This window comes from Rhodanobacter sp. G1 (genome assembly GCF_055397855.1).
The window spans coordinates 3,662,218-3,676,335 of sequence record NZ_AP039674.1 but is presented as its reverse complement, the minus strand read 5'-3'; the positions used below and the strand labels follow the sequence as shown (position 1 = coordinate 3,676,335).

Here is a 14,118-nt window from a genome sequence, read left to right as displayed (position 1 = left end):
CAAGTGAAGGGCGCATGCATCGGCAGGGCCTGGCTGCCTTCAATCCCGTTGATACACCTGCATGTCGAACAGCCTGATCAACGCAGCATGCGTGCTGAGCTTTGCGCATCAAGGTGTCAATCATGCAGGCATGGGGCGCAGATGGTGCGTAGCCGTCGTTGAAGGCGTGCGTCCTCAGCCGCGCTTGAGCAACACTCCCAGCATCTGCCGGAAGCGCTTGCCGTAGGGCGGGTTGAGCAGTCCCGCGCCGTTCCAGCGCGCCTGGCGGAACACGGGCTTCAGGTGCGAGAAGGTGCGGAAGCCTGCTTCGCCGTGGTAGCCGCCCATGCCCGAGGCGCCCACGCCGCCAAACGGCAGTCCGTGTTGGGCGATGTGGTAGAGCGTGTCGTTGACGGTAACGCCGCCGGCATGGGTGCATGCGAGTACGCGGTCGATCAGCGCCTGCTCCGTCTCGAACAGGTACAGCGCGAGCGGATGGGCGCGTGCACGGACGAAGGCGATGGCTTCGTCCAGCGTGTCGTAGGGCACCAGCGGCAGCAGCGGGCCGAAGATCTCCTCCTGCATCACCGCCATGTCGTCGCGCACGTCGGCCAGCAGCACCGGCGGCAGCAGGCGGCGCTCGGCGTCGGGCGCGGCATCGCTCAGCGATTCGATGCTGGCGCCGGCGGCCTTCGCGTCGTCGCGCAGCGCGGACAGCCGCGCGTAGTGGCGGTCGGTGGCGATGCTGGCGTATTGCGCGTTGCGTGCGAGGTCGGGGTACAGGCGCGCGGCAGCGGCGCGCGCGGCGGCGGCGAAGTCCGCCATCTGCGCGCGCGGCAGCAGCACGTAGTCGGGGGCGATGCAGGTCTGCCCGGCGTTGACCAGCTTGCCGAACACGATGCGTTCGGCGGCGTGTTCCAGGCGCGCGCCGGGGCCGATCAGCGCAGGCGACTTGCCGCCCAGTTCCAGCGTCACCGGGGTGAGGTTGGCGCTGGCGGCGCGCATCACGTGATGGCCCACCGCGGTGGAGCCGGTGAACAGCAGGTGGTCGAACGGCAGCGCGGCGAAGGCCTGGCCCACGGCGGCGTCGCCGTTCACCACCAGCACTTCGTCGTTGCGGAAATACTTGCCGACCAGTTCGGCGAACAGCGCCGAGAAGCGCGGCGTGTACTCGCTCATCTTCAGCATCGCGCGGTTGCCGGCGGCCAGTGCGTCCACCAGCGGCCCCACCGCGAGGTAGAGCGGGTAGTTCCACGGCACGATGATGCCCACCACGCCCAGCGGCTGCGGGCGCAGCTCGGTGCGCGCGGGCAGGAACAGCAGGTCGGCGAAGCGGCGCTTCGGCCGCATCCAGCGCCTGCCGTGGCGCAGCGCGTGGCGCACGGCCGAGAGGCTGGGGAAGATCTCCAGCAGCTCGGTCTCTTCCAGCGGGCGGTTGCCGAAATCGGCGTGGATTGCGTCGGCGATCTGCGCGCGGTTTGCCTGCAGCAGGCGTTCCAGCGCGCGCAGGCGCTCGGCGCGCGCGGGCCAGGCCGGCAGCGGGTCGCGCGCCTGTGCTTCGCGCAGGCGGCGCAGGGCGGCTTCGAGGTCGGACATGGTCAGAACTTCACGTGCAGTTCCACGCCCCACATGCGCGGCGGCGTGACGTTGGCGTAGGGCGTGCCGAACACGCTTTCGGAGATATTGTCCACGCCGATCACGTAGCGCTGGTTGAACAGGTTGCTGACGTAGGCCGCCACGCCCCAGTGTTCGTGCGCCGCATCCCAGCCCAGCCGCGCGTCGGTGCGCTGCTGCGACGATCCCACGGTGAAGTTGGGGCTGATCTGGCAGGTGCCCTGCAGCTGCGAGTCGTTGTTGCAGCGGGACGCGCCGCGGTAGGCGTGCGAGATGTCGAAGCTGGCGCTGCCGCCGAACACGTCGTGCCAGGTGTAGGAGGCGTGCAGCGCATAGGAGTACTTCGGCTCGCCGGTGGGCTGGCCGTCGAGGTTGGCGCCGGAGGGGGCGATGTAGTGGCTGTAGGTGGCGTCGATGTAGGCCACGTTGGCGCCGAGCTGCAGCGCGCTGGTCGGTTGCCACTGCAGCTCCGCCTCCACGCCGCTGGCCTTCTGGTTGCTGCTGCTGACCAGGTAGCGCGGCACGCCGGAGCCGGCGCTGTTGGGGTCGAGCGTGAGCGCCTGGCGGTTGTCGTAGTTGTAGTGGTAGACCGAGGCGTCGAACAGCAGGTGCTGGTCGGGGAACACGCTCTTGATGCCGGCCTCGTAGTTCCACACCTTTTCCGGCGCGAAGTGCGAGGCGATCTGCACGCTGTTGTAGCCGCCGGCCTTGTAGCCCTTGGTCACCGAGACGTAGCCCATCGTGTCCGGCGTGAACTTGTAGTCGAGCACAGCGCGCGGGCTGACGTCGTTCCAGGCGTTGTGCGCCTTCACCAGCACGCCCACCGGCGCGCCGCTGGACGGGCTGAAGATCACGTTCTGGCCGAACGCGGCCAGCGCGTACTGCGCCTCCGGCGGCAGCATGGCGGTGATGCCGGCGTCGTTCAGCGCCTGGATGGTGGCGTCGAACTGCGGCGCCTGGCGCGGCATGTTGTACCAGCTGAAGTCCTTCTGGTCGCGCGTGAAGCGCACGCCGGTGGTGAGGTTGAGGCGGTCGGTCAGGTGCCAGATCACGTCGCCGTACAGCGCCCAGGCTTTGAAGTTGCCGTCGTTGCTGATCGACTCGCGCCACGGGTCGCCGAGCAGGGTGTAGGGCAGACCCATGCCGGCCAGCGCGTTGCTGATGTCGGTGAGCGGCGTGCCCGCGCCCATCACGTTCTGCGCCAGCGTGTCGAGGCTGTCGGTGGTGATGTCGGTCTGGCTGGTCTGGCGCGCCTGCTCGCCGTACCAGCTGGTGCCGGCCACCCAGTCGATCAGGTCGGTGTTGCCGTTGAGCTTGAACTCCTGGTACCAGCTGTTGTTGTGCTCGATGTTGGCGGTGTCGAGGTAGCTGACGACGTGGTTGGTGCCGTCGTAGTCGCCCAGGTTCTCGGTGTCGAAGTTGCGCCACGCGGTAGTGGAGGTGAGGCTGCCCCAGCTGAAACTGTGGTCGATGGTGAGCGTGGAGCCGTCGAAGCGGCGCTTCTCGATCGCGCCCACCGCGTCGTTGTACAGCGGCGCATGCAGCGGGTTGAGGAAGGTGCTCGGGTCGTCCGGGTAGGGCGGGCGCTGGTTGGTGTCGCTGGACAGCGGAACCAGGCCGATGGCCGGGTGTGGCGGCTGCTTCAGCTGTTCGTGATCCCACGACAGCAGCACGCGTGTGTCCGGCGTGACGTTCCAGCGGTACACCGCGCGCGTGCCCCAGTCGTCGTCCACGCCGTAGTGCTTGCCGGTGGCGGCGTCCTTGATCCAGCCGTCGCTCTGGTTGTCCAGCACGCTGACGCGCAGCGCCATGTCCCGGTTGAGCGGGATGTTGACCAGCGCGTCGCCGTAGCGCTTGCCGTAGTTGCCGAAGCGCACGCGCGCCTTGCCCTCGAAGCGGTCGCTGGGCTCGTTGGTGACGATGGAGATGGCGCCGGCCGCGGCGTTGCGGCCGAACAGCGTGCCCTGCGGGCCTTTCAGCACCTCGATGCGCTGGATGTCGTTGAAGGCCAGCAGCGCGCCGCCGGAACGCGCGGCGTACACGCCGTCGATGTACACGCCCACGGCGGATTCGGTGCCCACGCCGAAGTCGTCGGTGCTGATGCCGCGCAGCTCGTAGCCGGGTTGGGTGGGCTGGGTGCCGCTCACCACCAGGCCGGGCACGAACAGGCTCATCTTGCTGAGGTCGGTGGCGGCCAGCGTGTCGATCTGCCGGGCCGAGACGATCTGCATGGCGATCGGCACGTCCTGCACTTCCTGCGCGCGGCTCTGCGCGGTGACGGTGACCGAGCCGAGCTGGGTGGGCTTGGCGGCGTCGGGCTTGGATTTCGCGGCCGCGGCGTCCTGCGCGGCCAGCGCCGGCAAGGGCGCGCACAGCAGCAGGACGGTGCCGCCGTACAGCATCCGGCGCACTACCGCGGACAGTGGTCGTTGGCGCATCGTCATCCGAAGTTCTCCCCAGGCTTGGTCACGCATGGCGCGGTGGCCGCGCCGAAAGTCTTCGTCCCCTGCGACGATGCTCAATGCACGATGTCGCAATTCCCCTTGAGCGACAGGATCCAGTCGCGGATCAGCGCCTCGCCTTCGCGATCCACCGTGCTGCGGCCGATCTCCGGCATCATCACGCCGGGCCGGGTGGAGCCGATGCGGTTCATGATGATCGACTCGTCCGGCTTGCCGGGCACGATGTCGAACAGCCGCCCGCCGGTGGCCGGGCCGGCCGCCTCGGGCGACTTGCAGATACCCAGATGGTGGTCTTCCGGCACGTCCGGGCCGAGCGAGAAGCCGGTGACGCTGGCCTCGCCGTGCGGGTTGTGGCACATCGCGCAGTTGATATCGAGCCAGGCGCGCGCGCGGGCGTCGAGCGATGCGCTGGGGTCGCGCCAGTTGGCGTCCTTGGGCACGTCGGCCAGCTGCTTGGGCATGTCCATCAGGTAGCCCACGGCGACCAGGTGCTCCAGCTGGTTCTCGCGGCCGCTGCCGTAGTCGTAGTCGCGGTTGATGTGCCGCGCCTTCGGCCCGATCGGCTGGATGGTGCGGCCGATCATGTCGGCCTCGTGGCAGTTCACGCACTGGCCTTCGTCGGGCACCACGTAGTTGAAGTCCTCGCGCTGGCCCTGCGCGTCGACCAGGGTGAGCGCCTGCACGTCGCCGGTGCGCATCAAGGTGGCTTCGGTCTGCTCCTTGTTCCACACGTAGACGAAGGGCGTCCAGCCTTCCTTGCGGCGCACCAGCAGGCGCGTTTCCACCAGGTGCACGCTGGCGAGCTGCAGATCCTGCCCGGCGAAGTCGCCGGTGTAGTCCAGCGTGCGCGCCACGTCGCTGAACTTGCCGTCGGCCGCGCGCGGGTAATAGAAGGTCTTGGTGATGACGGTGCCGACCGGGAAATCCAGCGGGCCGTGCGCCGTGTATTTCGCCGGCGTGCCCTTGGGCATCCAGATCGTGCGCAGCTTGTGCACGTAGTCGGTGAACAGGTGGCTGTTGAGGCTGTACGGCACCACGCCGGCGTTGAGTTCCAGCTTGCCGTCGCGGGCCTCGACCATGTGCCAGTCGCTGAGCCTGGGCGGCTTGCCGTCGGCGTGGAAGGCCGGCGGCGCCATGCCGCGGTGGCAGCCGGCCAGCAGGAGGGCCAGCAGGAGCGGCGCCAGCGGCGCGTAGCGTTTTGCGGACTTCACTGGCGCCTGCCTCAGATCTTCGGCTCGGGGTTCAGCGTCACCGCCGGCAGCTTGTCCAGCGTGCACTGGAACGGCTTCATGTCGGTGCTGGGGTGCTTGTAGCCGTTCGGGCCGTCCGCGTTCACCACGCCGTTGACGTCCTGGATGCAGATGCGATCCTGCGGCGGCAGCGTCTTGTCGGTGAACTTGGGATCGGTGTAGCCGTCCCACAGCACATCGGGGAAGTGGCCGCCGAGGCCGAACAACGCGACCTTCAGCGTCTTGAAGTCCAGCCCGCTGGGCGAGTCGCCGCCGCCCTTGAGGCGGTTGCCGTAGACGAAGATGCCCTTCGGGTACGGGTCGTAGCCGGCCGCCACGCCGGTCTTGCTGGCGTAGTTGGTGGAGTAGAAGCTGGAGATGATGATGTTCGCCGTCTTGTTGTCGGCGATGTCGTTGTCGAAGATCTCCACCTTCGGGTTGGAGTTCACCACCACGCCCGAGCCCGCCGGCACGCTGGCCACCGCCGAGCCGTTCGCGGCGAAGTTGTCGTGGTTGTTGGCGACCACGTGGTTCTTGAACACGCGCGTGCCGTGGCCTTCCATCAGCAGGTCGGGCATGTTGAACACGAGGATGCCGCCGGAGTTGTTGGTGGCGGTGTTGCCGTACACGTCGGCGTCCACTGTGTTCTCGATCTCGATGCCGGCCACGTTCTGCTCGGCGCGGTTGTTGCGCACGATGACGTTGGTGGACTGGCCCACGTAGATGCCCGAGTCGGAGGCGCCGATGGCTTCCGAGTCCTCGATCAGCACGTTCTGCGTCTTCACCGGGTAGATGCCGTAGGGGCCGTTGCTGGTCTTGGAGCCGTCCGTCCACTGCGTGCGCACGCCGTGGATGGTGATGTTCTTGCCGTGGTTGATCTTCAGCGCATCGCCCTTGGTGTCCTCGATGGTGAGGTTCTCGATGGTGAAGTCGTTGGCGTTGACCAGCAGGCCCTCGGGGCCGACCACCTGGCCCTTGAACGACAGCACGGTCTGATCCTTGCCGGCGCCCTTGATGGTGACGCCGTCGGTGCGCAGGCTGAGGCCGCGGGTGAGGTGGTAATGGCCGGCGGGAATGTCGATCACGGTGCCGGGCTTGGCGTCCAGCAACTGTTCCTGCAGCTTCGACTCGAAGCTGGCGTCGGAGGCATTCTGCGGTGCGGGCGCCTGTTGGCTGCTGCAACCGGCGAGTACGGCGGCGGCCAGCGCCGCGGTGATGAGCGTCTTGCGCATGATCGTTGAACTCCCCATTCGAACGTAATCCGCGGATGCTTCCACTGTCCCGCAAGACGTTGCGGCTGGGGAGGGCAAAACGGCCAGGGCGTGGGGGGCAAAACGGCCAGTATTGGCCGTGCGCAGCGATCAGGCGGCGGCGCGGCGGGCTTCCTGCGGCGCCATTCCCGTCCAGCGCTTGAACGCACGGCGGAATTCGCGCGGGTCGCTGAAGCCCACCTCGCCGCCGATCTCGGCCACGCTCAGGTCGCCGCCCTGCAGCAGTTGCAGCGCACGCTCGGCGCGTACGCGGTCGTGGATCTCGCGGAACACGCGCCCGCTCTCGGTGAGCCGGCGGCGCAGCGAGCGTTCGCTGAGGTTGAGCGTGCGCGCCACGTCGTTGAGCGTGGGCTGCTGGCGCAACTGGCTGCGCAGCAGGCGCTCCACCGCGGCGACGATTTCCTGGTGCGGCTCGCCGCCGTCCGGCGTGCGTTGCTGCGCGCACAGCGCCAGCGCCTGCTGCGCGGTGAGCGGGTTGTAGCCGGGCAGCGGCTGGGCCAGCCATTGCGTGTCGATCAGCAGGCGGCAGCGCGGCGCGTCGAAGCGCAGCTCGCAGCCGAACAGTTGCGCGTATTCGTCGGCATGCGCCGGGCGCGGATAGGCCAGCTCCACGCGCAGCGGGCGCAGCTCGGCGCCGACCAGCTCGCGTGCGATCAGCGTCGAGCTGGCGAACAGCTCCTCGCAGAAGAACGGCAGCAGGCTGGCGTCGTCGAACAGCGGCATCGCCACCATCGCCACGGCGTGTTCGTCCACCGGCTCGAACGCGAGGTCGAGCAGGCAGCCGCAGATCTTGTGGTGCGCGATGCCGGCCAGCATCGCCTCGCCGAACGTGCGCGAGGTCATCATCGCCAGCCCCAGCAGGCCGAAGCCGCCGATGCTGCCCTCGCGGCCGATGCGCAGCCCCGCGTCGCCCACGCCCGCGGCCGCCAGCGCGGTGAGCGCGCGGTGCACGAACAGGCTGGCCTGGCGATAGGAGACGCGCAGCGCCGGGTCGGCGATCTGCGCGCGGTTCAGCGCCAGCCCGCCGAACCAGGTGCGGCTGTCCACGCCGCAACCGTCCGCGAGTTGCACCAGGTACAACAGCTTGTTGGTGGGGAATTCCGCGGCGGTGTAGCGCGGATCGTCCGTCGCCGGCGTGGCGTGCGCGCTGGAATGGAAGCCGATCATGCCGGCGGGACGTGCCATGGTGCGAATGCTCCGACGCAGGCGGGTCGTTGCGGCCCGCAGTCCGGACTTTCTAGCACGCCTGCGCGGCCGGTCGCTTGTGCATTGCGCAAGCGACCGATCGAGGCACCGTCTTCCGATCAGTTTCCAGAGGCGCCATTGCTGGCGTCGTCGATGGCGGGCAGGCGCCTCCCTGCAACGCAAAGGCCTCAGTGCATGCCGCCGCTGGCGTAGAGCTTCTCGCCGGTCAGCCAGCCGGCGTCGTCGGAGGCGAGGAAGACCGCGATCGAAGCGATGTCCTGCGGCTGGCCGATGCGGCCCAGCGGCGTCTGCGATGCGGCGTGGTTGTGGAAGTCGGAGCCGATGAAGCCGGCGCTATGGGTGCCTTCGGTCTCGACCAGGCCCGGGTTCAGCGCGTTGACGCGGATGCCGCGCGGGCCCAGTTCCTGTGCGAGCGCACCGGTGATGCCTTCCACAGCCGACTTGGTGGCCGTGTACACCGCCGAGGCCGGCGGCGTGATGCGGCTGACCAGCGAGCCGATGTTGATGATGCTGCCGCCCTGGCCGAGGTGCTTCGCGGCCGCCTGCGTGGTCAGCAGCAGGCCCAGCACGTTGACGTCGAACTGCTTGCGGTAATGCTCTTCGGTGATCGCCTCGATCGGCGCGAACTCGTAGACGCCCGAGTTGTTGACCAGGATGTCGAGGCCGCCGAAATGCTCGACCGTCCGGGCGACGATGGCCTGCGCCTCGGTGGCGTCGGCGACGCTGCCCTGCACGGCGAACGCCTTGCCACCGGCCTTGGTGATCTCGGCCACCACGGCGTCGGCACCGGCCTTGCTGGAGGCGTAGTTGACGGCGACGGCGGCGCCTTCGGCGGCGAGCGCCTTGGCGATGGCCGCGCCGATGCCCTTGGATGCGCCCGTGACGAGGGCGGTCTTGCCTTGGAGCTTGCTCATGGGTGGGTTCCTGCGAGTGCGGGGTGGGGGTTAGGTTCGTTGATGCCGTAGTTCAAGATATACGAACTATAGAACAATCGTCAAGGGGCGGCTAGAATGCCGGCATGCGCCCGCTGTTCCACCCATCGATCGACGACGTCACCGTGGAAGGCATCCTCCACGCGCTGTCCGATCCCGTGCGCGCGTCCATCTACGCCAGGCTGGCCGGGCTGGACTGCGCCGCGACCTGCACCGCGTTGCAGCAGGCTGGCGACCGCGCCATTCCCAAATCCTCGCTGTCGCAGCACTTCCGCGTCCTGCGCGAGGCAGGCCTGGTGCGCAGCGAGCGCGCCGGCGTGGAAATGCACAACACCACGCGCTGCGGGGAAATCGAGCAGCGCTTCCCCGGCCTGATTCCCGCCATCCTCAACGCGCACCGCATACAGGTCGCGGGCGCGCCGCCGCCACGCCCGCCAGTCCGGCGGGCGGCAACGGTTACCGTCAAGAAGAAGACCAAGGTGCGTTGAGCGACTCGCCGTCACGGATGCGTGGCGACGCCTCAGTCATGTGCGTATCGTGCGGGCCGGCGGATTCCCTGCGACGATGCAGGGAGTCCGCCGGATCTTGCATCACTCGCCGATGGTCAGCAGCGACGCGTTGCCGCCGGCCGCCGTGGTGTTGATGGTGAGCGTGCGCTCGCCGGCGAAGCGCAGCAGGTAGTGCGGGCCGCCGGCCTTGGGACCGGTGCCGGAGAGGCTTTCGCCGCCGAAGGGCTGCACGCCGACCACCGCGCCGATCTGGTTGCGGTTGACGTAGCAGTTGCCGACGCGGGCGTGGCTGCGGATGTATTCCACGGTGTCGTCGATGCGGCTGTGCACGCCCAGCGTGAGGCCGTAGCCGGTGGCGTTGATCTGCTCGACCACCTGCTTCAGCTCGCTGCCCTTCCAGCGCAGCACGTGCAGCACCGGGCCGAACACTTCACGGGTGAGCGTGGCGAGCGCGGGGATCTCGTAGGCGCGCGGTGCGAAGAAGGTGCCGTTGGCGGTGGTGGCCGGATCGAGCGGTACTTCGCCGATCTTCTTCGCCTCCTTGTCCATGCGGGCGGCGTGGTCGACCAGGATCTTCTTCGCGTCTTCGTCGATCACCGGGCCCACGTCGGTGCTGAGCTGGCCGGGGTCGCCCACCTTCAGCTCGGCCATCGCGCCGGCGAGCATGCCGACCACCTTGTCGGCGATGTCTTCCTGCACGAACAGCACGCGCGCGGCCGAGCAGCGCTGGCCGGCGGACTGGAAGGCGGAGGCGATCACGTCCTTGACGATCTGTTCGGGCAGGGCGGAGGAGTCGGCGATCATCGCGTTCTGGCCACCGGTCTCGGCGATCAGCGCGGCGATCGGCGCGTTGCGCGCGGCGAGCGCGCGGTTGATCGCCCAGGCGGTCTCGGTGGAGCCGGTGAAGGCCACGCCGGCCACGCGCGGGTCTTTCGTCAGGGCCGCGCCGACCACGGCGCCGTCGCCGGGCAGATACTGCAGCACGGCCTCCGGCACGCCGGCTTCGTGCAGCAGCTTCACCGCGGCGTAGCCGATCAGGCTGGTCTGCTCGGCGGGCTTGGCGATCACGCTGTTGCCGGCGGCGAGCGCGGCGCTGACCTGGCCCAGGAAGATCGCCAGCGGGAAGTTCCACGGGCTGATGCAGACGAACACGCCGCGGCCGTTCAAGAACAGCTGGTTGCTCTCGCCGGTGGGGCCGGGCAACTGCTCGGGCTGGCCGAACAGGCGGCGCGCCATCGTCGCGTAGTAGCGCAGGAAGTCGGCGGCCTCGCGGATCTCGGCGATGGCGTCGGGCAGGCTCTTGCCGGCCTCGCGCACGCACAGCGCGATGAACTCGGCGCGGCGCGCCTCGAGCTGCTCGGCGGCGTGTTCGAGGATCGCGGCGCGGCTGGCGGCGGGCAGGCGATCCCAGTCGGGCTGGGCGGCGACGGCATTGGCCAGCGCCTTGTCCACCAGCGCGGCGTCGGCGCTGACGTAGCTGCCCACGGTCTGGCGGCGATCAGCGGGGTTGGTCACCGTGACGGTCGGGCCGTTGCCCTTGGCGCCTGGCACCAAGGGCTCGGCATTCCACGGGCCGGACTTGGCGTTGACGGCTTCGGCGGTGGCCTTCAGTTCGTTGTCGTTGGAGAAGTTGATGCCCATGGAATTCTTCCGCAGTTCGCCAAAGAGGTTGACCGGCAAGGGGATGCGCGGGTGGGGAATGGAGGCGAAGCGGCGCACCGTCTCGCAGGGGTCGGCGACCAGCTCGCGCACCGGCAGGGTCTCGTCCACCACGCGGTTGACGAAGCTGGTGTTGGCGCCGTTTTCCAGCAGGCGGCGCACCAGGTAGGGCAGCAGATCCTCGTGCGTGCCCACCGGTGCGTACACGCGGCAGGGCACATCGAGGTTCTGCGGGCCGATCACCTCGGCGTAGAGGTCGGTGCCCATGCCGTGCAGGCGCTGGAACTCGAACGGGCGGCCGCGCGCGATGTGGTGCACGGCGGCGATGCTGTGCGCGTTGTGCGTGGCGAACTGCGGGTAGATCAGCTCGCTGCCGGCGTCGAACAGCTTGCGCGCGCAGGCGAGGTAGGAGACGTCGGTGTTCGGCTTGCGCGTATACAGCGGGTAGCCCGAGAGGCCCTGCTCCTGGGCGCGCTTGATCTCGGCGTCCCAGTAAGCGCCCTTCACCAGGCGAACGTACCAGCGACGATTTGCCGCACGTGCGGTTTCGATCAGCCAATCGATCACGAACGGCGTGCGCTTGGAGTAGGCCTGCACCACGATGCCGAGGCCGTTCCAGCCGGCCAGCGAGGGGTGGGCGAACACGTCGCCGATGATGTCCAGCGAGAGTTCGAGGCGGTCGGCTTCCTCGGCGTCGACGGAGAGCGCGATGTCCTGCTTCATCGCCAGCTGCGACAGTTCCAGCAGCTTGGCGGTGAGGTCGCGGCGGGCGATGGCGCGCTTGGCCACCTCGTAGCGCGGGTGCAGCGCGGACAGCTTCACCGAGATCGACGGCGCGTCGGTGTGGTTGGCGAACGGGCCGCGCGCGCCGATGCGGGCGATCGCGCGGCGGTAGTCTTCCTGATAGCGCTCGGCGGTCTCGGCGGTGAGCGCGGATTCGCCCAGCATGTCGTAGGAATAGCGGTACACCGCGTATTCCTTCTTGGCGCAGCGGTCCAGCGCCTCGTCGATGGTCTGCCCCATCACGAACTGGTGGCCCATGATGCGCATGGCCTGGCGCACGGCGAGGCGGATCGCCGGCTCGCCGGCGCGGCCGGCCAGGCGCTTCAGCGCGCCGGTGAAGTCGCGGCGGGTTTCCTCGGCCAGGTTCACCAGGTGCCCGGTGAGCATCAGGCCCCAGGTGCTGGCGTTGACGAACAGCGATTCGCTCTGGCCCAGGTGCTTCTTCCAGTCGGCGTCGCCCAGCTTGTCGCGGATCAGCTTGTCGGCGGTGGCCTTGTCGGGGATGCGCAGCAGCGCTTCCGCCACGCACATCAGCAGCACGCCTTCCTCGCTGGAGAGGTCGTACTGGCGCATGAAGGATTCGACGGCACTCTGGTCTTTGACGCGCGCACGCACGCGGGTGACCAGGCCGGCGGCGACGTCGATCACCTGCTCGCGCTCGGCGGGCGGCAGGGTGGCCTGGGCGAGCAGGTCGTTGACCGCTTCGGTCTCGTCGCGCAGCCACGCGGCAGTGATGCGCGCGCGGGCCGGCTCGGCGCCGGCGGGGAGTTCGGGGCTGAGGATGGGTTGGGTCACGGCGGGTCGATGCGATGGGAGGGGCGGGAGGAAACGCGCGATTGTACGCCGTGCCCCATGCCGCCGCCGCATCCCGCCGCCGTGGCGCAAGGTACGCGAAGGTATGTCGCCCGCCGGCAAAACTGATCGGGCGCAAGCCCCTGCGGCATTCTTGCCCCTTGCGCCCATGCGACCTATCATCGAAACGCTCTTGGCACGCCGGATCTCCATGATCGTGCTACGACCAGCCGCCGCCGGCTTGCCCCGCGTGTCGATATGGCTCAGGCCCAATCGCACGCTAAGCCGCCGCGGCCTGCGTCGGCTCATCATGCTTCTGGCGTCGCTGGCGCTGACGACCGCCGTCCTGGGCGCGTGGGTGGGGAATGTGTTTGCTCCGCTGTTCGCCTTGGTCGAATCGTCCGCCGTGGCCGTCGCCTTGTGCGTGGCCTGGCGCGCCGGCGACCGCAGCGAGCGCATCACCCTCGACGAGGCGTCGCTGGAGGTGCAATCGTTGCCGGGCCGGCAACGCACGAGCTTCCAGCCTGGCTGGGTGCGCGTGCGGCTGGACGAAGGGGATGACGGATGTCGCCGCCTGTTGCTGTCGTCGCACGGGCGCGAGCTGGAAATCGGCAGGTTCCTTGCCGAAGGGGAACGTGTCGAGCTGTTGCGGAAACTCAAGCTGCTGCTGGACGAGGTCAACGGCCGGCAGCGCGGATAGGTTCAACAAAGGGCGAGAGCATGACATCTGGCAGCATCAGAACCGACCGGGCCGGTTCGAACCGGGGCCGATCCGGCCGCGGCGGGGCGAACGGCAGCAGGCGCGCCATGGCGTCGGCGCTGGCCCTCGTACTGGCGCTGTGCGCCGGTATCGCGCAGGCCAATCCACGGCCGTGGCAGCTCAACATGACGCGTGGCGTGACCACCTGGTCGGGCGAGGCCTATTTCCTCAACAACGTCGCGCTCGGCGTGTGCGTGGTGATCGGCATCCTAGTGTTCGGCGCGATGTTCATCGCCATGTTCCGCTTCCGCAAGTCGCGCGGTGCGGTGGCGGAGAAGTGGTCGCACAACACCACGGTCGAGATCATCTGGACCACGATCCCGGTGATCATCCTGGTGGTGCTGGCCTGGATGTCCACCGGCGGCCTGGTCTCGTTCGCCAACACCACCGGCGCGCAGATGACGGTGAAGGTCACCGGCTACCAGTGGAAGTGGCGCTACGATTACGTCGATTACCAGGGCAAGGCGATCGACAAGGTCGGCTACATGTCCAAGCTCGACGAGCTCTCCGACAAGACCCGCCAGCTGGGTTCGGGCATGGATCCGTACGCGGTGAAGACCGGCGACGAGAACACCTACCTGCTGAACGTGGACAAGCCGCTGGTGCTGCCCATCCACACCAAGATCCGCTTCGTGATCACCAGCGAGGACGTGATCCACTCGTGGTGGGTGCCGGCCTTCGGCTGGAAGATGGATGCCATCCCCGGCATCGTCAACACGGCCTGGACCAACATCAACGAGCCCGGCACCTACCGCGGCCAGTGCGCCGAGCTGTGCGGGCAGGATCACGGTTTCATGCCGATCGTGGTGAAGGCCGTCTCGAAGGCGGACTTCGCCAAGTGGCTGGCCGCGCAGGAGCAGGCGAACGCGCCCGCGCCTGCCGCGGCGCCGGGCGGCAACGGCTGAGCCGCGTCGCGCGGCAA

The 14,118-nt window shown here is 68.6% G+C and carries 10 protein-coding genes; 3 read left to right on the top strand and 7 right to left on the bottom strand.

The window, feature by feature from the left end; all coding sequences use genetic code 11:
- Positions 1–174 precede the first annotated feature (174 nt).
- From ACZ5Z2_RS16330 to ACZ5Z2_RS16305, 6 genes are all read right to left on the bottom strand, one after another.
- A complete protein-coding gene (locus ACZ5Z2_RS16330; RefSeq protein WP_464759620.1) occupies positions 175–1,575 on the bottom strand; it encodes a coniferyl aldehyde dehydrogenase in 1,401 nt (466 codons plus the stop codon).
- A 2-nt stretch (positions 1,576–1,577) separates the two neighbouring features.
- Positions 1,578–4,031 (bottom strand): TonB-dependent receptor, encoded by a 2,454-nt coding sequence (locus ACZ5Z2_RS16325; RefSeq protein WP_464759619.1) that lies wholly within the window; start codon positions 4,029–4,031, stop codon positions 1,578–1,580.
- An 80-nt stretch (positions 4,032–4,111) separates the two neighbouring features.
- Entirely contained in the window at positions 4,112–5,266 is a 1,155-nt protein-coding gene (locus tag ACZ5Z2_RS16320) for an SO2930 family diheme c-type cytochrome (protein WP_464759618.1), read from the bottom strand.
- Between the two features lie 11 nt (positions 5,267–5,277).
- Positions 5,278–6,516, bottom strand: coding sequence for a parallel beta-helix domain-containing protein (locus ACZ5Z2_RS16315; RefSeq protein WP_464759617.1), 1,239 nt, complete (start codon positions 6,514–6,516; stop codon positions 5,278–5,280).
- A gap of 129 nt (positions 6,517–6,645) precedes the next feature.
- Positions 6,646–7,740, bottom strand: a complete 1,095-nt coding sequence (locus tag ACZ5Z2_RS16310) for an AraC family transcriptional regulator (protein ID WP_464759616.1) — start codon at positions 7,738–7,740, stop codon at positions 6,646–6,648.
- Positions 7,741–7,928: 188 nt separating this feature from the next.
- A complete protein-coding gene (locus tag ACZ5Z2_RS16305; protein ID WP_464759614.1) occupies positions 7,929–8,675 on the bottom strand; it encodes a glucose 1-dehydrogenase in 747 nt (248 codons plus the stop codon).
- A gap of 104 nt (positions 8,676–8,779) precedes the next feature.
- Here ACZ5Z2_RS16305 and ACZ5Z2_RS16300 point away from each other — a divergent pair, with 104 nt between their 5' ends.
- The gene (locus tag ACZ5Z2_RS16300) at positions 8,780–9,181 is read left to right on the top strand and encodes an ArsR/SmtB family transcription factor (protein ID WP_464759612.1); all 402 of its coding nucleotides are present in this window, start codon (positions 8,780–8,782) and stop codon (positions 9,179–9,181) included.
- 102 nt (positions 9,182–9,283) lie between these two features.
- On the opposite strand, the gene putA is transcribed toward ACZ5Z2_RS16300, so the two are convergent.
- Positions 9,284–12,439 carry a bifunctional proline dehydrogenase/L-glutamate gamma-semialdehyde dehydrogenase PutA gene (putA, locus tag ACZ5Z2_RS16295; RefSeq protein ID WP_464759611.1) on the bottom strand — a complete coding sequence of 1,052 codons (3,156 nt, stop codon included), beginning with the start codon at positions 12,437–12,439 and terminating at the stop codon, positions 9,284–9,286.
- 208 nt (positions 12,440–12,647) lie between these two features.
- Between putA and ACZ5Z2_RS16290 the strand changes: the two genes are divergently transcribed.
- Both ACZ5Z2_RS16290 and coxB read left to right on the top strand, forming a co-directional pair.
- Positions 12,648–13,136, top strand: coding sequence for a DUF2244 domain-containing protein (locus ACZ5Z2_RS16290; RefSeq protein ID WP_464759610.1), 489 nt, complete (start codon positions 12,648–12,650; stop codon positions 13,134–13,136).
- A gap of 107 nt (positions 13,137–13,243) precedes the next feature.
- Positions 13,244–14,101 (top strand): cytochrome c oxidase subunit II, encoded by an 858-nt coding sequence (gene coxB / locus ACZ5Z2_RS16285; protein WP_464759609.1) that lies wholly within the window; start codon positions 13,244–13,246, stop codon positions 14,099–14,101.
- Positions 14,102–14,118 lie beyond the last annotated feature (17 nt).

Coding starts and splice junctions, on each gene's coding strand:
- ACZ5Z2_RS16330 (WP_464759620.1), bottom strand. CDS start 1,575: ATGTCCGACCTCGAAGCCGCCCTGCGCCGCCTGCGCGAAGCACAGGCG.
- ACZ5Z2_RS16325 (WP_464759619.1), bottom strand. CDS start 4,031: ATGCGCCAACGACCACTGTCCGCGGTAGTGCGCCGGATGCTGTACGGC.
- ACZ5Z2_RS16315 (WP_464759617.1), bottom strand. CDS start 6,516: ATGCGCAAGACGCTCATCACCGCGGCGCTGGCCGCCGCCGTACTCGCC.
- ACZ5Z2_RS16310 (WP_464759616.1), bottom strand. CDS start 7,740: ATGGCACGTCCCGCCGGCATGATCGGCTTCCATTCCAGCGCGCACGCC.
- ACZ5Z2_RS16305 (WP_464759614.1), bottom strand. CDS start 8,675: ATGAGCAAGCTCCAAGGCAAGACCGCCCTCGTCACGGGCGCATCCAAG.
- ACZ5Z2_RS16300 (WP_464759612.1), top strand. CDS start 8,780: ATGCGCCCGCTGTTCCACCCATCGATCGACGACGTCACCGTGGAAGGC.
- ACZ5Z2_RS16290 (WP_464759610.1), top strand. CDS start 12,648: ATGATCGTGCTACGACCAGCCGCCGCCGGCTTGCCCCGCGTGTCGATA.
- coxB (WP_464759609.1), top strand. CDS start 13,244: ATGGCGTCGGCGCTGGCCCTCGTACTGGCGCTGTGCGCCGGTATCGCG.